9 protein-coding genes are annotated in these 19,482 nt (G+C 38.8%); 4 read left to right on the plus strand and 5 right to left on the minus strand.

Annotation, left to right across the window (positions count from 1 at the left end; translation table 11 throughout):
- The first annotated feature begins 66 nt into the window (after positions 1-66).
- The 3 genes from H561_RS0116110 to H561_RS0116120 are packed head-to-tail and all read left to right on the plus strand — an operon-like array spanning position 67 to position 8,388.
- The gene (locus tag H561_RS0116110) at positions 67-5,103 is read left to right on the plus strand and encodes a translocation/assembly module TamB domain-containing protein (protein ID WP_081411679.1); all 5,037 of its coding nucleotides are present in this window, start codon (positions 67-69) and stop codon (positions 5,101-5,103) included.
- Positions 5,103-7,430 (plus strand): translocation and assembly module lipoprotein TamL, encoded by a 2,328-nt coding sequence (gene tamL, locus H561_RS0116115; protein WP_027387954.1) that lies wholly within the window; start codon positions 5,103-5,105, stop codon positions 7,428-7,430. The genes H561_RS0116110 and tamL overlap by 1 nt, the downstream gene beginning before the upstream one ends.
- A 10-nt stretch (positions 7,431-7,440) precedes the next feature.
- A complete protein-coding gene (locus H561_RS0116120; protein WP_027387955.1) occupies positions 7,441-8,388 on the plus strand; it encodes a YihY/virulence factor BrkB family protein in 948 nt (315 codons plus the stop codon).
- Positions 8,389-8,441: 53 nt separating this feature from the next.
- Here the strand turns inward: H561_RS0116120 and argS are convergent, their stop codons facing one another.
- From argS to H561_RS0116135, 3 genes are all read right to left on the minus strand, one after another.
- Entirely contained in the window at positions 8,442-10,202 is a 1,761-nt protein-coding gene (gene argS, locus H561_RS0116125) for an arginine--tRNA ligase (RefSeq protein WP_027387956.1), read from the minus strand.
- 115 nt (positions 10,203-10,317) lie between these two features.
- Positions 10,318-11,994 (minus strand): SusD/RagB family nutrient-binding outer membrane lipoprotein, encoded by a 1,677-nt coding sequence (locus H561_RS0116130; RefSeq protein ID WP_027387957.1) that lies wholly within the window; start codon positions 11,992-11,994, stop codon positions 10,318-10,320.
- An 11-nt stretch (positions 11,995-12,005) separates the two neighbouring features.
- Positions 12,006-14,975, minus strand: coding sequence for a SusC/RagA family TonB-linked outer membrane protein (locus tag H561_RS0116135; RefSeq protein WP_027387958.1), 2,970 nt, complete (start codon positions 14,973-14,975; stop codon positions 12,006-12,008).
- A 119-nt stretch (positions 14,976-15,094) separates the two neighbouring features.
- On the opposite strand from H561_RS0116135, the gene H561_RS0116140 reads away from it, so the two are divergent.
- Positions 15,095-15,679 carry a ribonuclease HII gene (locus H561_RS0116140; RefSeq protein ID WP_027387959.1) on the plus strand — a complete coding sequence of 195 codons (585 nt, stop codon included), beginning with the start codon at positions 15,095-15,097 and terminating at the stop codon, positions 15,677-15,679.
- A 106-nt stretch (positions 15,680-15,785) separates the two neighbouring features.
- Here H561_RS0116140 and yidC read toward each other — a convergent pair whose 3' ends face one another.
- Together yidC and H561_RS0116150 are read right to left on the minus strand one after the other, a co-directional pair.
- On the minus strand, positions 15,786-17,579 hold the full coding sequence (gene yidC / locus H561_RS0116145; RefSeq protein ID WP_027387960.1) for a membrane protein insertase YidC: 1,794 nt from the start codon (positions 17,577-17,579) through the stop codon (positions 15,786-15,788).
- 177 nt (positions 17,580-17,756) lie between these two features.
- Positions 17,757-19,370, minus strand: coding sequence for a CTP synthase (locus tag H561_RS0116150; protein ID WP_027387961.1), 1,614 nt, complete (start codon positions 19,368-19,370; stop codon positions 17,757-17,759).
- Between the last annotated feature and the right edge of the window lie 112 nt (positions 19,371-19,482).

Below are 19,482 nucleotides of genomic sequence, written 5' to 3' on the forward strand. Positions count from 1 at the left end.
CAAAAGGGTACCACAACAGATAATTAGTAAATTAGTATTATTATATTTGTTCTAAACCCATCACTCTTGAAACTGAAATTTAACAAAAGAAAATTCTTAAAGCGCTTTGCCATAACCATTATATCCATTGTGGTTTTTTTTACGCTGCTTATCCTTAGTTTAAGACTTCCGGTCGTTCAGAATTTTGTCAAGGACAGGCTGGTTGTATACTTGGAGAAAAAAATCAAAACCAAAGTAAGTCTGGAACGGGTTTACATAGGATTTCCAAACAGCCTTGTTATGGAAAATCTGTATTTAAAAGGACAGAATATCGATACGCTTTTAGCCGTTAAAAAACTGGATGTCGGACTGAACATGATGAAGCTGATCAATTCTACGGCAGATATCACCTCAGTGGATCTGGAAGGTGCCCGGGCAAATGTTGTAAGAAAGCCTGACGGAACATTCAATTTCGATTACATCCTTGATGCTTTTGCGACGAGCGATAAAGAAGAAAGCCCGTCAAAACCTTTTATTATATCCCTTGATAAAATCAATTTAAAAGATATCGGAATTACTTTTAATGACCAGCAGTCAAAGAATGATATTAATCTGTATTTCAAGTCTTTTGATACGAGGGTGAAAACTTTTGATCTCCAGAATAATTCGTACGCAGTAAGTGATATTAACCTCGATGGACTGAAATTAAAGCTTAAACAGGATCTGATAGAGGAAGTTTCAAAAAAAGTAGAGAAAAAAGTAGATTCCCTGAATAATAAAAAGCCGATGCAGCTTGGATTAAGGGGAATTAAACTGACCAATTTCAATATCGATTACGGTGATGACAATACCAAGACTTTTGCCAAAGTCCTGTTCAAAGAGTTAAGCACAAAAGTAAACAAACTTGATCTTGAAAACAATGCCTATCGTGTAGAGAATGTAGTTCTTTCAGGTGCAGATATCAATGCCAACCTTTACCTTCCGGCTCAGAATGCCAATCCTAAAGAAAACACAGAATCTGAAGTTTCAAAAAAATCTGATCAGCAGAAAGCACTGAGCTTACTGCTTGGAAAACTGGTTTTAAATGATGTGAAAGTAGCCTATAACAATATGGCAATCACCCCGACGCGTCAGGGAATGGATTTCAACCACCTGAATTTTTCCAGGATGAATGTTGAGGTAAAAGGCTTTAAAATGCAGAACAACACATTTGCAGGAACGGTGAATTCAGCGGAAATCAGGGAAGCAAGAGGCCTGGATATCCAGAAATTCAATACCGATTTTGTATACAATGAAAAGGAAGCTTATCTTAAAGACCTTTATCTTCAGACCCCGAAAACGGTTTTGCGCGATGAAGTAGTGCTGAATTATAATTCTATTGAGCAGCTAAGTTCAAACCTGGGTGCGGTAAAAATTTCAGCCAATATCAAAGATTCAAAAATAGGATTCTCTGATATTTTAAATCTTGTCCCAACCCTGCGCAATACGTCGCCTTTCAACAAATATCCGAATGCTATTCTCAATGTCAATGCGAATGTCAAAGGAAATGTCAATGACCTTCTGATCAATAATCTTAAAGTTTCCGGTTTGGACCAATTAAGGGTCGCTGCCTCAGGAAGGATCAGGAATGCCATGAATCCGGATAACCTCTATTATGATCTGAAAATCGCAGAGTTATCTTCATCTGCCAGAACCATCTTCAATCTGGTGCCGAAGAATACCATTCCTTCCAATATTTCCCTTCCTTCCCATATGAGCATTAAAGGAACGGCAAAAGGAACCACCAAAGTTGTGGATGCCAACCTGAACCTTTACTCTACCCTTGGCAACGCAGCTGTTATAGCCAAACTGGATATGCGGAGAAAAAACCGCGAGTTGTATGATGTGAAAGCAAACCTTCAGGGACTGCAGATCGGAAAAATTATTCAGAATAAAGATATCGGAACCGTCTCCGCACAGATTTATGTGAAAGGAGAAAGTTTTGATTTTAAAAATGCCAATACTGACCTCAGAGGCCATGTTGCTTCCGCCGTTTACAAAGGATACCGATATCAGAACATGAATTTAATTGGGAAAATAAGACGCGGCAACTACCATATCATTCTGAATTCAAAAGACCCGAATGCCAATTTACAGTTAACGGCTTCCGGAATCTACAATGAAAAAAATCCTACCGTAAAAATCAACGGTAATATAAATAAATTAGATCTTAATAAACTCGGGTTTTATAAAGACCCGATGATTCTGGCCGGAAAAATCGACGGTGATTTTACAAACCTGGATCCTGATAATCTAAACGGATATCTCAACCTGAAAGACTTTGCTTTTTCAGATGCCAAAGAAGTATACCCGATACAGGAAGTCAACCTGAAAGCATCTTCTACCAACGATTCTACCAATATTGTCTTCAATTCTCAGGTTGCAGATGTGGAATTGAGAGGTAAATATAAACTGACCCAGATTTTCGGGGCGTTATCACAAACAGTCAATCAATATTATCAGTTCCAGAAACCTGCAAAAAACCAGAAAATCCAGTCCGGGCAGTTCTTTACCTTTAATGCAAAAATTAAAAATGATGACCTGATCCGGAAATTCGTGCCGGAACTGAAAAGTTTTGAAACCATTAATCTGACCGGAAATTATAATGCGGATTCACAAAAAATAGAAATCGACGGACAGATCCCGCGGGTGCTGTATGGTGAAAACGCCATTGAAAATGCTATGATCCGGGTAACCAATGAAAACCGGGCATTACAGTATAACCTGAATGTAGCCGCATTGAAAAGCTCAAGTTTTGCATTAAACAAAGTGAATATCGGCGGGGATGTGGCGAACAACATCATCAATTATAACATCACCACCAAAGACGAAAAAGATGAAACGCAGTTCCTGATTGCCGGTAATGCAAAATCGCTGAACGATATTACGGAAATTTCATTAAATCCCGACGGCTTAAAATTAAACTATACGGACTGGACTGTTGGCGAAGGCAATAAAATCCAGATCAGCAGCAGGGGAATCCTGGCAGATAATTTCAGGCTTTCCAATGCAGGCAGTGAAATTTTGCTGCAGTCTGAGACCCAGTCACCGAATGCGCCCCTTAATGTTTCACTGAAAGATTTCAAGATAGAAACCATTACGGAACTGATTAAAAAAGATACCGTGCTGGCAAGAGGAACGATTAACGGGACTGCCCAGCTGCGTGACCTGACGAAAAAGATGACTTTTACATCTGACTTGAATGTTTCTGATTTAATCGTCTACGGAAGTCCGGTCGGAAACCTTGCCGTAAAGGTAAACAATACATCATCCAATCTGTTAAACGCAGATATTACCTTATCCGGAAATAATAATGATGTGAAGATTCTGGGAGATTACAACACCTCATCAAGCACCTTTGACCTGAATATGGCCATCAACCAGTTGCAGATGAAATCCGTACAGGGCTTCTCCATGAATGCCATTACCAATACGGAAGGATATATTTCCGGAAACCTGAAAATTACCGGCAACACATCACAACCGAATATTTTAGGTAAGGTAAAATTCAATGAGGTCGGACTGGAAATTGCCAAGACCGGAAGTGATTTCAGGAAACTGAACGATGATATCGACTTTACCAGCCGAGGAATTGAGTTCGATGATTTCAAAATCAATGATAAGGATGGAAATTCCCTTGTCATCGACGGGCAGGTATTGACACAGACCTACAGGGATTTTGCGTTCAATCTCGATCTTAATGCCAAAGACTTCAAAGTGGTAAATTCCGAGAAATCCAATGATGCCATGATGTACGGAATCCTTGCGATTGATGCCGGTTTACACATCAGAGGAAACCTCGATTTGCCGAAAGTAGACGGAAGACTGTCAGTTGCCGACAATACGGATTTCACTTTTGTGCTTCCCCAGTCCTCTCCTACATTGCAGGAAAGAGAAGGAATCGTTGAATTTATCGATCAGGATCAGATTGCCTTGAACAAAACCATCAAAGCGGATTCTTTAAACAGCCAGACCCGAATTAAAGGGATGGATGTCAACGTAAATATCGAATTAAGTAAAGAAGCCAAACTATCTTTATTGATTGACAAGGCGAACGGGGATTTTGTCAAAATTCAAGGTGAAGCTGAACTGACCGGAGGAATCGACCCGTCAGGAAAGACTACTCTTGTCGGAGTCTACGAAGTGGAATCGGGAAGCTATGAAATGACCGTAAGTGTATTAAAACGTAAATTCGATATCCAGAAAGGCAGCACCATTACCTGGACCGGAGAACCGACCACTGCGAATCTTGATATTACCGCAGTGTATAAGACCGAAGCGGCACCGATTGATCTGGTGGAGCAGCAGGTGAGCGGGGAAAGCTCAGGAATACTCAATCAGTTTAAGCAGAGAATCCCTTTCAATACCTTACTAAAGATGAATGGCGAGCTGCTGAAACCGGTTATTACTTTTGATATTACCACCGATGAGAAGAATAATGCCGTTTCTTCAACCGTTACGGATATCGTAGACCAGAAACTGTCTCAGCTGAGAACCCAGGAGTCTGAAATGAACAAACAGGTATTTGCTTTATTGTTGCTGAACAGGTTTATCGGGGAAAACCCGTTCCAGTCAGGAGCCGGACTTTCAGGAGAGATGATGGCCAGGCAGAGTGTGAGCAAGATTTTATCCCAGCAGCTGAATAACTTGGCTTCCGACCTGATCAAAGGTGTTGACCTTAATTTCGACCTGGAATCTTCAGAAGATTATTCTACAGGAACACAAAATACAAGAACCGACCTGAATGTCGACATCAGCAAAAAACTGCTGAATGACCGCCTTAAGGTTTCGGTAGGAAGCAATTTTGGTCTGGAGGGCGAATCCCGCCAGAATGAAAGCATGACCAATATTGCCGGCGACGTAACGGTAGATTACAGCCTTTCCAAAGACGAAAGATACATGCTCCGTGCTTACCGTAAAAATGAATATCAGGTGGCGTTACAGGGCCAGATCGTGGAAACCGGGTTAGGATTTATTATCACGCTGGATTATGATAAATTCCGGGATATTTTCCATAAATCAAAAAACAAGAAGCAGAAAGAATCTAAAAAGAACAAGCAAAACCAAGTTGTAGAATTTAAATAATGAGAAAAAATTATCAGACATATTTCAGATATATCCTTACTTTCGGAATGGCTTCGGTAACGCTTTCATGCAGCAATACCAAATACCTGAAACAAGGGCAGATGCTGTATACCGGGGCAGAGATCAATATTGAAAATGACACCATTTCCAAAAATGAGAAAAAAGATCTTAAAACTGCCTTGGAAGCTAATCTTACGCCTAAACCCAATTCATCATTTCTGGGACTGAGGCCAAAACTGTTCTTTTACAATATTGCCAAAGAGCCAAAAAAGGAAAAAGGGTTCAATTACTGGCTTAAATATAAAATAGGTGAGAAACCGGTTCTTTTAGGTGACGTCGACCGTGAGTTTAACAAGGAGATTATTGAAAACTATTCTGAAAACAAAGGGTATTTCAATGCCAGTGCCACTTATGATACGGTTTCTAAAAATAAAAAAGCCCAAGTTATTTATACGGTAAAGCCGGGCGCGAGATATCTGATCAGTAGCGTAAAGTTCCAGAAAGATTCTTCTGTGGTAAATCAGGAAATCCAGAATATTACAGAGAAAACCTTTCTGAAAAAAGGAAAGCCTTTTGACCTCGATGTGATCAAGTCTGAAAGACAAAGGATTGACAACGGTTTAAAGGAAAAAGGGTTTTACTATTTCCATCCCGATAATATTATTGTTCAGGCAGACAGTACAGTAAGCAAAAACCATACAGTGGAGCTTAATGTAAAACTAAAAGACAATACGCCTGATCTTTCTACCCAGCAGTTCAGCATTGATAAAGTAATCGTTTTCCCGAATTATAATATTCAGGACGTGAGAAAGGGGAAATACAGCGTCCCGATGGATCCGGATTCTCTTCAGAAATATGCTTACGAGGATATTTACGTCATTGACCCTCAACACAAATTCAAGCCGAAAATTTTCGACAGGGCACTGTATTTTAAACGGGGCGATCTTTATAACCGGACCAATCATAACCTTACCCTAAACCGGCTGATCAGTTTAGGCGTTTTCAAGTTCGTGAAAAATGAATTTGTGGTTTCAGATTCTCTGCAGCATAAATTTGATTCTTATTACCTGCTGACCCCAAGAGAACTTCAGTCTCTCCGCCTGGAAGCTTTGGGAAGGACCAACTCCGCCAACTATGCAGGGAGCGAACTGAATCTGAACTGGACCCACAGAAATTTCTTCAGAGGAGCGGAACAGTTTAAGGCTTCTGTTTACGGAGCTTTTGATGTACAGATCGGAGGACCGGAAAATGCTAAAAACATCTTCAGGGCCGGAACCAATGTGCAGCTTTCCATTCCGAGAATTGTGGCACCTTTCCGGTTCAATTCATCGAGTGCCTTTGTACCGAGGACCAATATTACATTAGGCTACGAGTTTCAGAACCGTACGGAATATTATACTTTAAATACATTCAGCGGTTCATTCGGTTATGTATGGAAAGAAAATGTAAGGAAGGAGCATGACCTGAAGATCCTTGATATCACCTATGTTTCTCCGGCCAATATTACGCCGTTGTATGATTCCATTTCCAGAAAAAGCGATGCGATGCGAAGGGTGGTGGAACGCCAGCTGATCTTCGGGCCGACCTATTCTTATACGTATACGAACACAATGCTGTCGAAACCTACAACCATGTATTATAAAGGGACGCTGGACCTTGCCGGAAATCTTACGGGACTGGTTACGGGGGCCAATGTAAAAAAAGATAAAGAAAAAAGTATTTTCGGAGTCCCGTTCAGCCAGTATGCCAAGATAGAAAATGATTTCAGGCTGTATCATAAATTCAGTGAAAAAACATCATTGGCCTCCCGATTGATTGCCGGTGTGGCCTATCCATACGGAAATTCAGAACATATCCCTTTTTCGAGACAGTTTTTCTCGGGAGGGAGCAACAGCGTAAGGGCTTTCAGGGCAAGAACGCTGGGCCCGGGAAGTTTTGACCCGCGGACGATCCAGGAAGGGTATTATTTTGACCAGTCCGGAGATATCAAGCTGGAATTAAATGCTGAATACCGGGCCAACCTTTATAAATTTTTAAATGTTGCGGTTTTTGCTGATGCCGGGAACGTTTGGCTTGTCAATGAAGATATTGAAAGGCCGGGTGCCAAATTTTCCAAAGAGTTTTTAAGTGAGGTAGCCGTAGGAGCCGGAGTTGGTCTGAGACTTGATTTCTCTATATTAATTTTAAGGCTCGATCTGGCAATGCCACTCCGGGTCCCTTATTATCAACGAGGTGACCGATGGGCTTTTGATAAAATTAATTTCGGGGATTCCAGCTGGAGGAGAGACAATCTTATTCTGAATATTGCGATCGGTTATCCTTTCTAAAATTGAATACATGGTAAAAAGAGCAAAATTTTTCTGGGAAACATTAAAGGAAACTTATACGCAATGGAATAAATCTTCGGCATCCAACGACTCGGCAAGCCTTGCTTATTATGCCATTTTCTCGATTCCCGGCCTGTTGATCATCATCATCTGGATTGCCGGCTATTTCTTTGGCGAAGAAGCGATCAGCGGAGAAATCAGCAAGCAGATCAGAGGGGTGATGGGTGAGGAAGCATCAAAAAGTGTTGAAGCCATGATTGCCGGCGCTTTGATTGATAAAGAGAATATCATTATGAAAGCTATTGGTATCGGCTCGCTTGTATTCGGTTCCACTACCCTTTTCTTTCAGCTCCAGCGTTCTTTAAACAGTTTATGGGATGTACAGGCAGCACCTAAGAAAGCGTTGACTAAGTTTTTACTTGACAGAGCCAATTCATTGGGAATGATCCTTATTTTAGGATTTCTACTGATGGTAACAATGATCCTTTCTAATGTGATCAGTTTTTTAAACAACTGGATCACCTCTTATTTCGGGTTTGAAACCTATCTGATTATAGAATTGATTAATTATGCTATCGGATTTGGAGTGGTAATGCTATTGTTTGCTTTAATGTTTAAAGTACTGCCGGATGTTCAGATCAGTTGGAAGCCTGTCTGGGGCGGTGCTTTCCTGACCGCCATTCTGTTTACACTGGGTAAATTTCTGTTAGGATTATACTTCGGAACTGCACAGCCTACCTCCACTTTCGGAGCTGCCGGAACCGTGATTTTGATTATGATGTGGATTAACTATTCCTGTATGCTGGTGTTCTTCGGTGCGGAATACACGAAGGTCTACGCCCTGAGGAAAGGATATAGAATTATTCCTTCAAAACACGCCAAATGGAGTGAGGCCAAAATGTATGAAGAAAGCCTGAGGGTCGAAAATAATAAATTGGTAAGCCGGAAAAATCCATAATTCCTCATTAATTATAAAAATAAAGGCCTCCATATATTCGGAGACCTTTGCTTTTACATTCTGTTTACGGTCTTTATTCCTAAAAGATACAGTAATTTTTTTATGGTTTTAGCGGTTAAGTCTGATAGGTTTAACCGCGCCTGCTTCAGGTTTTCATCCTCAAGTTTTAAAATCGGATTGCTCTGGTAAAATGAATTGTATGATTTAACCAGATCATAAAGATAGTTGGCAACCAGGGCAGGGCTCAACAGCTCTGCAGATTTTTCAACGGTCCCTTTATAATTGGAAAGCAACATGATTAATTCTTTCTCATGGGGATTGAAATTAATATCTTCAGCTTCCTTATACTGATAATCGGCTTTTCCTAATAAAGACTGGGTTCGGGCATAGGTATAAAGAATAAAAGGTCCTGTATTCCCATTAAAATCGATACTCTCTGCCGGATTAAACAGCATTTTTTTCTTAGGATCAACTTTCAGCATAAAATATTTCAATGCCGCCTGACCTATAATTTCATAGGAAATTTCCTTTTTCTCCTCCGAAAGGCTTTCAAGCTTGCCAAGCTCCTGGGTTTTCGCTTTGGCTGTTTCATGCATTTCCTGCATCAGGTCATCGGCATCAACCACCGTTCCTTCACGGGATTTCATTTTACCATTGGGTAATTCTACCATCCCATAAGACAGGTGGTACAGCTGGTCCGCCCACGCATATCCGAGTTTACCTAAAATCTTAAATAAAACCTGAAAGTGGTAATCCTGTTCATTGCCGACTGTATAAATCAGTTTTTTGATATCATTTTCTTTAAAACGTTCTACGGCAGTCCCAAGATCCTGGGTCATGTAGACAGAAGTTCCGTCTGAACGCAGCAGCAATTTCTGGTCCAGTCCTTCATCGGTAAGATCACACCATACCGAACCATCTTCTTTCTGGTACAATACTCCTTTATCCAGGCCTTCCTGTATAAGGTCTTTCCCTAAAATATAGGTATTGCTTTCATATTGAACCTGGTCAAAATTTACTCCTAATCTTTTATAGGTTTCATTAAAACCTTCGTACACCCAAGAGTTCATTTCATTCCACAGGTTCCTTACTTTCTCGTCACCGTTTTCCCAGTCCAGCAACATTTTTTGGGCTTCTTTAATCAAAGGAGCCTCTTTTTTTGCCTGTTCTTCATCAATTCCCTGATTAACCAATTCAGCAATTTCCTTTTTATATTCCTGGTCAAATTTTACGTAATAATTCCCTACAAACTTATCCCCTTTTGTTCCTGTTACATCCGGGGTTCCCCCTTTTCCAAATTTTTCCCAGGCCAGCATGGATTTGCAGATATGAATCCCGCGGTCGTTGATGATCTGGGTCTTGATAACATCATACCCTGCTTCCTTAAGAATCTCGGCTACAGAAAATCCTAATAAATTGTTTCTGATATGCCCTAAGTGAAGCGGTTTATTGGTATTCGGGGAAGAATACTCGATCATCACCGTAGCATTCTTTTTATCGATTGTATCAAAATGATCGGCTACGGACTTAAAGTTATCTATAAAAAACTGATTTTTAACTTTAACATTAAGGAAACCTTTTACCACATTGAAGCTTTCCAGCAATTCAGTCTGTTCAGTCAGCGCCTGCCCGAGCTCCACTCCTATAGTCTCCGGATTTTTCTTCAATTGTTTCACCAACGGAAAAGTAACAACGGTGAAATCGCCTTCAAATTCTGTTTTATTTTCCTGAACCTCCAGGGTAATCTCTTTCAGCTGGTAAACATTCAGAATCACTTCTGACAGCTTTTCTTCAATTATATTTTTAATATTCATGTGTGTATCGTTTTACGGACCTTCATCATCCGTTTAAAATTTTCGAAATACAAATATACAGAAATAAAAAAACCGCCCGAAGGCGGTTTTAGATATATTAATCTAAGATGCTAGATTAGTTTTGGTTCCAGAAAGGAGTGTATTGGTTTTTCGAGAATGCTTGTGCTTGAGTTACATTTGGAACATTACTAGAGTTCCCAGTATATTCAGAACTTGGATAAATAAGTCTATAAGGCTTATTAGGATAAATTGCATTATCAGCAACAGGAATATTTGGATAACCTGTCTTAAGGAAATTAATATAAGTTTCAACTTGTCTTAAATTTGCAAGAGAAGCAAATCTCTGGTATTGAATTGCGGCAATTTTATTAGGCGCTCCTGCCCAACCCACTATAGTAGCATTTAATCCATTAAGATAGTTAGTTGCTTGCGTGCTTGTCAAACCATAAAAGTTGAAAGAATCTTGTACTGCTGCCGTATAAAGTGCATCAGCTCCAAATGTAAAAATTGTTGGATACAATGTAGCAGCTTCAGCAAGCAGAAGTTTATTTTCTGCACCTAATGCTAAAAACCCATCCATTGCAGCACCTTTTTCAGCAATTGAAGCACCCGAATTAGTATCTCCCAGTTGGGTCATACGATAAATATCTACAGTATTATAGGGTGTATTAACACCATTTATAGGTGCATTACTTCCTATAAAGCCCCATCCAATAACAGATGCGAGGCTCCATTCATTACCTGTAAGCTTAGGAGCACCTTGTCTAAGACCTAATACACTAGTTGCCGGCTGAGGATTATTATTACTTGAAATACGTCTAAACAGAACTGTACCTCTTACGTCTGCTGCCGCAGAACCGTAACTGGTCCCATTTACTGAATATGCATAATATTGAGCAGCTTTATATAATCTCCATCCGTTAGTATTTAAAGCACTACCCTGAAAATTCACTGCACCATAATTACTAAACATTGGGTTAGCTGTAGACGCATTTTGATTGCTATAACCAGGATTAATAGCTACATTTCCTGTATAAAATTTATTTGCATAATTGGTAGTGGAAGCAGCTAATGTTTGAAGCTGTGCATCTACAAATGATCTTACAGTCGCATCAGTTACTTTAGATTGCCTTAAGAGAATTCTAAGCTTAACATTATTAGCAAATTGTTTCCATTTATCCATATCTCCCTGGAATATTACATCTTCAGAACCCGTAACAATGTTATCACCATTAATCCCGCTAGTTTGTGTTGCATTAATATCTGCAATAGCCTTATTAATCTCTAAAACCAGTTCTCTATAAATACTTGCGTCATCGTCATATCTTGGCGCAAGATTCTCTTGACCTTTAAAAGCTTCCGAATATGGTGCATCACCATAGAAATCCACAACATACTGCATAGTATATGCTTTTAAAATTCTTGCAATGGAAGAATGTAATGGAAGTGAAGAACCATTGTTAATAATAGTCTGTAAGTTATTTGTAGCAACATAACTGCTCGTCCAGATACCTGTACCGAAAGTATTAGAGATATCAAGAGAATATTCTCTTGTTAAAGGATTACCGAAATAAAAATTATTACCTGCCCATGTATTAGTCCATACATTCGAAAGAGAATTCATTGTACCCGCTTGAGCCGTAAAAACTAAGTTTTCAGAAGCTGTTAGAGTCTGTCTAGGTGAAATAAGCGCAGGATCAACATTATTTGGAGAAATATTGTCATCCATTTCACTACATGACGATACGAACGCTGTAAGTACAATCGATGAATATAAAAATATTTTTTTCATTTTTTATTTTATTAAAAATTAACATTTACACTAAAACCGTATGATTTTATAGAAGGATATTGTCCCACTGTAGCATAACCCTGTGCATTTCCTGTAGTGTAAGCAGATTCAGGATCAACAAAATTTCTGTTGTTATCAGAGTATTTTACAAAAGGATTTCTTGCGTGTACACCTATTGAAAGTCCTGATAAACCACTGTTTTTCAGCATATCTGAAGAAAAAGTATAAGAAAGTGCAACTTCCCTAAGTTTGAAATATGATGCAGAGACAACCTGATTTGCACCTACTGTCCCAAATTGGCTTTGATAATAGTATTCAACACCATCATATAAAGTATTTCCTGTTCCACCACTAGCATACTGATAATATACACTACTATTAGCAACATATTGGCCATTAGACAAATATGAAGAATTAGGCATAATAAAGCCTTGCTCTCTATCAAAGTTACCACTGTCTGGTAAACTACCACTAAATGCCATATTTTGAAGCAGTTCAGTTGTAATCTTGCCACCAATTCTCCAGTCAGCTGTAGCCGTAAGTTTAAAGCCTTTGTAATTTATACTGGTATTAAATCCCCAAAGATATTTAGGATTGACCGATCCTAAATTCTGTAATGTTGAAGTTACTGATGGCCTACCTGTTGTTGCATCTACTATTACTCTACCTTGATCATCTCTTACAAAATCAGTACCCATCAACTGTAGTCCTTTCATACCTTGTATGGCATAAATACCTACCAATGAAGTCCCTCCAATTGCTACCCTATCGGTATCAGGAGCTACTTCAAGTACTTCCGTTTCATACATTGTAAAATTTGCTCCAATATCCCATCTGAAATCCTGGCTTTTTAAAGCAGTTACATTGATATCAGCATCAATTCCCCTATTTCTTAATTTTCCAACATTTGTTAATAAACTTGCGATACCTGAAGCTACAGAAGTAGTTCTGTTAGTAATCATATCTGTAGTATCATCCTGATAAACAGATCCGTTAAGTAATACTCTATTGTTAAATAATCCTAAGGATAAACCAACTTCTTTTTTCGATACTTTTTCAGGTCTGATGTTTTTATCTGTCTGAGATGTTGGAGAAAGGAAACTTAAACCTCCTGTCGGTGTAAATGGAAATCCAGCACCTAGTCCAAAATAATTTCTTACGCTATAATTACTTACAGAAGAAGCATTGGCAGTACCACTGATGTTACCATATATTTTCATATAACTTAATATATTCCCTCCAAAATCAGCAAATTTAGTTGGAATAAAACTTAATCCAACTGATGGGAAGAAGTAACTTCTCTCACCTTCAGGCAGTACAGAATTCCACTCATTTCTAGCAGTAGCAGTAAGGAATAAATAATCCTTATATCCAAGATCTAAGTTAGCAAATACGGCTTGAGAATTATAAGAACCTCTTGTATTGTCGAGACTGTAAGGAGTTGTTGGATTAGCTAAATTCCAAACTTGGTATAAATTAGGAATAATTAAGCCTGATCCTCCAGCAGAAGTTGTATTATAACTAAAGTTCTGAAAATTATGCCCAATATTAAGCTTCATGTTCAAATCATCCGTGAGATTATAATTAAAGTTAACTAATAAATCTCCATAATATTTAGTCTGACTTGCATTAGACTGTGCATAAGATGATGTGATAGCTGTAGCATCAGTGACCAAAGTACTGTTCCATCCATCGTTCCATTGATTTGAGAAACTGCCAACGTACTGAAGATTTGATCTGTACAATACATCAATATTCTTATTGATTTTGTAACCAGCCGTACCGATTAAGTTTAATCGATCAGTCGTTGTATTAAATCTTACATGTTTCATGCTCCAGTAAGGATTCTGATAATAAATATTCCATGCATATGCATTATCAGGATAATCTTTCCATCTTGTAATAGGAATATCTACTGATGACATCATTAAATCTTCATACAGATTAGAATCGGTAGTATTTGTAGTTTGACGGGTATAGTTCACAATAGCATCAAAATTCCATTTACCGAATTTAGTTCCTGCTTTTAAGAATGCTGATATTCTTTTTAACTTATCATCAGGTACAACAAATTCTCTTTGAAGATGATCCAATGACATTAATAAATAACTGTTTTCATCTCCAATATTTGCAGTTACACCATTTTGATAAACAGTACCTGTTTTAAAGAAATCTTTGACATTATTTTTTCCATAAGGAGCATAAGTTGACATAATTGATGACGAATCATCCACACCAGGAGTAGCATCGTCAACATTTACGTCAATATGTCCATCTCCATCAACATCATATAATGGAATACCGTAGGGTACCATTTGACCAGCTAAAGGACCATTAAACGGTGCACCCCATGAACCATTTTCAACATTTACTTTTCCTCCATACCATCCCTGTCCGTAATTCCTTTGTCTTTCAGGTGTATTTAAAACAGATTCAAAATCAATAGATCCATTATAAGTAACTCTCATTCTTCCTTTTGCTCCTTTTTTAGTGGTAACCAAAACTACTCCGTTTACCCCATCAGAACCATAAAGAGCAGCTGCCTGAGAACCTTTAAGAATGTTCATTGATTCAATTAACTCAGGAGCTAACTGTTGAAGGGCTGCAGCTGATGAAATCACATTATCAATTACAACCAAAGCATTATTATTACCTGTAAGAGATCTTATACCTCGGATTTGAATCTTCGGCGTACCTGTTACACTGCTATTTGTATTTGTAATACTTACACCAGAAACCTTACCTTGTAATGAAAAGATTGCACTCGGGTTTGAGGCCGCAGTGATCTGATCACTGCTAATAACCTGTACAGCAGCAGTTTGAGCATCAGCCTTTTTTTGAATACCCAAGGCTCCAGTAATAACTACCTCTCCTATGTTTCCTTCTCTAGTTATCGTATCATTTCCTTTTTTCTGTGCATTTACTATCACAAAAGAAGATGATAAAACTACCAGTAGAACACTTGCTGTTAATTTCTTCATATTTAAATTGATTATTTTTTTATTATCTGCAAATATGTAAAACTTTCTTAAAATAACCAAATGTTTTGTTAAAAATATTTAATTTTACACGCTTTTATATTTTATGTCGCAATATAATTATGGATTTATTAAAAAAGTGGTCGGTTTTTTACGTTGAAGCGGGGTGTGATGAGGTAGGCAGGGGGTGCTTATGCGGGCCTGTGGTAGCTGCTGCTGTGATTTTAGATGAAAATTTTAACCAAAATTTAGTTAATGATTCTAAAAAATTAACATTTAAAACCAGACTGGGTCTGGACCACTATATTAAAGACAACGTTAAAGATTATGCCATTGCCGAACTGCCAGCTGACTTTATTGATCAGCACAACATCCTCAATGCCAGTATTCATGCCATGCACAAGGCACTTGATCAGTTAACAGTACGGCCTGAACTGATTTTGGTAGACGGTAACAAATTTCATCCTTATAATTACATCCCTCATGAATGCATTGTTAAAGGGGACTCAAAACTTCTTTCCATTGCCGCGGCTTCAATATTGGCTAAAAACTACAGGGACCGGCTAATGATTGAACTCCATGATGAGCATCCTGAATACGGATGGGATACTAATTTTGGATATGCCACAAAAAAACACCAAGAAGCCCTCATCAAATTCGGGCCGACAAAATATCACCGGCAGTCTTTCAGGTTAAAATATGATTAACAAAAGAAAAGGATAAATTAAATTGATTGTATACCTTATTATATATCCAAATAAAAAAAGAGAAGCAATCTAGCTTCTCTTTTCTGTTGATTTTATAATTAAATCATTATTTTTTCTTTTTCTGCTCCTGGTACTTCTGCTGTTCCTGAGCTTTCTCCATCATCTCCCGCATGCGTTTCTGGAACTTGCCTTCAGACTTGGGCTTTTCCTTATTGGCCTGAATCTGGGCATGGATTTTCTTTTCATCCAGAATGATATATTTAATCACCAGAATAATCAAAATATTAATCGCATTGGATACAAAATAATACCATGACAATCCGGATGCGGAAGTATTTAAGAAGAACAGGAATGTAACCGGGAAAATATACATCAGTACCTTCATATTCGGCATACCTTCCTGCTGAGGCTGCTGCATATTTCCGGAAGTCATAATGGTATAAATCAAAATTACAATGGTACAGGCAATAGCGAACACACTTAAATGATCTCCTAAGAACGGAACTTTGAACGGTAACTTAATCAAGTCGTCATAAGCGGTCAGATCCTTTGCAAACCAGAAGCCCTGACCTCTCAGATCGATAAAATTCGGGAAGAAACGGAATAAGGCGTAGAATATAGGAATCTGTACCAGTGCCGGTAAACATCCTGCCATCTGGTTGACGCCGGCTTTTCTGTAAATTTCCATAGTAGCCTGCTGCTTTTTCATTGCATCTCCATCTTTTAATCTGGCATTGGCTTCATCAATTTCGGGACGGATTACCCTCATCATTGCACTTAGCTTATGTTGTTTGTACATAATCGGTGACAGGATCAATTTAACCAAAATGGTCAGCAAGAAGATCGCCCAGCCGGCTGTTATGCCCCATGAAGCAATGAAGTTATAAATAGGAATAAAGAATCCTCTGTTCATCCATCCGATGAAAGACCAGCCCAATGGCAGAATTTCGTCAAAGTTTTTATCGTAAGATTTTAATAAAGGTAAATCCAACGGCATAAAATACCAGGTAAAATCCTGATTCAGTTCATTTCCCGTCATCTGAACAAAACCTTCGTAGTTCAGCTTTTTAAGATATTCTCCTTCTTCGATGGTTTCCTGATTTCCCTTACTTTGGGTGAACCCGCTTTTGGCTTCAATGACTGAAGTAAAGAACTGTTGTTTAACACCGATCCAGTTAAGGGTTTCCTTCTCTTCCTCCATGGTTGTTCTCCCGTCATAATCATAATCCTTATAATTATTAAAGGCATATGAGAATTCCGAATGAGACTGTTCCTGCGCCCGGCCCTTTTCCAGGCTTCTTACATTATAGTTCCAGATAAAGTCGGCTTTGTTATCAGCCGTTACTTTTGCCAGACCCTGAGTCCTTACTTTAAAATCCAATCTGTATTTGTCCAGCAGAGTATAGACAAACTGAATGACTGCCCCATTATAGTTTGCCGTCATTGTAACAGCATTTCTGTTCACTGTAGGTGAAAAAACAAGATCTCTTGTGTTGATTACTTTTCCTGTTTTATCTTTAAACTGGAAACCGTAATTGGAATTGTTTTTAGTGATCAGTAAAAGGGGAAGATCTGCTTTATCGGTTTTATGATCGTATGCTTTGTATTCTGCAAGTTCCACTTTGGAAACCTGGCCCCCTAAACCGGCGAACTCAATATTCAGCTCTTTATTAGAAAGATTGGCGGTCTGAATCGCATTGGGAGTTACATCTGGATTGATATTGCTTGCCTGAGTTGGTTTTACAGGATTTTTAGCCTGTTCAGTTTTCTGTTGCTGAGCTTTTACCTCTTCTTCCTTCGATTGCTTGTTCTGAAAATAAAACATGAAACCGAAAAGAACCAAACATAAAACCGCAAAACTAATCATTTGACTTTTATCGAGTCCGTTGTTCTGTTGCATTTTATCTTAATTAAAATTTTTACTATTTAAAGATGTATTGCAAAACGCCATACATTTTGAGTCGACAAAAATACTGTTTTTTTATCAAAACTCTATACTATAATCTGTTACTATATAATAAACTCAGGGTGATAATCATCAGCCTGAGTTTATTGTATAGACGTTATAATTTTACAATTACTTTACTTCTTTTCCGCAAGCCTTAATAAAAGCCCTGAATAACGGATGCGGCGTAGCTACCGTACTCTTGTATTCCGGGTGATACTGCACCCCGATATAGAACGGATGGTCCGGCATTTCCAGCGCTTCCACCAAACCTGTTTCCGGATTGGTTCCGGTTGCCAAGAAACCGTTCATTTCGAATTCACCGCTGTAATCACTGTTGAATTCATAGCGGTGACGGTGTCTTTCCGTAATATGCTTGGTCCCGTAGATATCGTTTAATGCAGAACCATTTTTCAGGGAACACTTCCATGCTCCGAGACGCATGGTTCCACCTTTATCCACTACATTTTTCTGTTCTTCCATTAAAGAAATCACTGCATGTTCCGTAGACGTATCAAATTCCATGGAATTGGCTTTTGAATATCCTAAAACATTTCTGGCAAATTCAATCGTCATGATCTGCATTCCCAGGCAAATTCCCAGCATCGGCACTTTATTTTCCCTTGCATATCGGGCGGTAAGAATTTTCCCTTCAATTCCCCTGTCGCCAAAGCCCGGAGCGACCAGAATGCCGTTTACTCCTGCCAGGGTTTCTTGGATGTTTTCAGTCGTTAAGTCACCACTGTATACCCATCTGATCTTTACTTCAGTCTCCAGATCGGCACCGGCATGCTTGAATGCTTCAGCAATGGAAATATAGGAATCCTGAAGGGAAATGTATTTTCCCACCAATGCAATTTCTACTGTCCTCTTCGGATTCTGGAATTTTTTAAGGAATGTTTTCCAGTCTTTCAGATCAGCCTCTTTGTCACTTTTCAGATCCAGTCCTTTTAAAACCACATCATCAAAATTCTGCTTCTGAAGGTACATCGGAACTTCATAGATCGTTTCAAGGTCTTTACATTCAATAACGTTATCCAAAGGAACGTTACAGAACTGGGCAAGCTTTGCCCTCTGGTCTTTCGGGATTTTATGTTCTGTTCTGCAGACCAAAACATCCGCCATAATCCCGCTTTCCATCAACTGACGGACAGAATGCTGGGAAGGCTTGGTCTTTAATTCCCCGCTTGACGCAAGGTAAGGCAGCAAGGTAAGGTGAATCACCATGGAATTTTTCTCACCCAGTTCCCATTTCAGCTGGCGGACCGTTTCGATATAAGGCAAAGATTCAATATCCCCTACGGTTCCTCCGATCTCCGTAATAATGATATCGTAGTTCTGTTTGGATAAGATTTTTATTCTGCGCTTGATTTCGTTGGTGATATGGGGAATGACCTGAACGGTTTTTCCAAGGAAGTCTCCTTTTCTCTCTTTTTCGATAACCGTCTGGTAGATTTTCCCTGTCGTAACATTATTGTTTTGGGAAGTGGGAGCATCAAGGTAACGCTCATAATGACCTAAATCCAGATCTGTTTCCGCACCATCTTCGGTTACATAGCATTCTCCGTGTTCATAAGGATTCAGTGTTCCCGGGTCAATATTAATATAAGGATCTAATTTCTGGATCGTTACATTAAAGCCGCGTGATTTTAGCAGAAGTCCCAGAGAAGCAGAAACGATTCCTTTCCCCAAAGATGAAGTTACACCTCCTGTCACAAAGATGTACTTTGTATTCTTTTTACTCATTAGATTAGGTTTGTGCAAAGTTATGGGAAAAAGATAGACAAAGCAATTTTTTAGATTTATCAATTTTAGAAATAGCAATTATTTTCTTAAATTTAACGAAATTTTTTATCTG

Source organism: Chryseobacterium gregarium DSM 19109 (assembly GCF_000430845.1).
Lineage (GTDB): Bacteria > Bacteroidota > Bacteroidia > Flavobacteriales > Weeksellaceae > Chryseobacterium > Chryseobacterium gregarium.